The sequence below is a fragment of the Streptomyces sp. SID3212 genome (assembly GCF_009865405.1).
GTDB lineage: Bacteria > Actinomycetota > Actinomycetes > Streptomycetales > Streptomycetaceae > Streptomyces.
In genome coordinates this window covers 1-437 of the sequence record NZ_WWJY01001162.1, presented here as the reverse complement: position 1 = coordinate 437, position 437 = coordinate 1, and the positions used below count along the sequence as shown (strand labels likewise).

Sequence of the window (437 nt, the reverse complement as noted above, 5' to 3'; positions counted from 1 at the left end):
CAGGACGAGGCCGCTGTGGCCGACGTACCCGAAGCAGCCGTGAGCCCGGCGGACAGCGCGGCCGGGACTCCCGCCGAGGACGCGGCGCCCGCCGCCCGCCCGCGCCGCCGCGCCACCCGCAGGGCCACCGCGCCCGCCGGTGCCCCGGCGCCCGAGGCGGCAGCCGAAGCGACCTCCGCAGCAGTCCCCGACGAGAACGAGCCCGTGGCCGGCGAGAGCCTGCCCGAGGACGCCGTCGCCCAGATCAGCGCCGACGAGGCCCAGGTCGAGGCAGCCGGCAAGGCCGCCACCCGGGGCCGTACGCGCCGCAGGGCCGCCGCGCCGGAGACCACCCCCGCCGCCTCCCAGCCCGTCTCCACGCCGGAGCCGGAGCCGCAGCCCGTCAGGGCCACCAGGAAGCCGGAGCCCGCCAAGCAGCCCGAGCGGGAGCCCGAGGC

At 80.8% G+C, this 437-nt stretch carries 1 pseudogene; it reads left to right on the top strand.

Annotated features, from left to right (window positions below):
• Positions 1-15 precede the first annotated feature (15 nt).
• A pseudogene (locus GT042_RS39630) lies at positions 16-437 on the top strand (ribonuclease E/G); the annotation flags it as partial.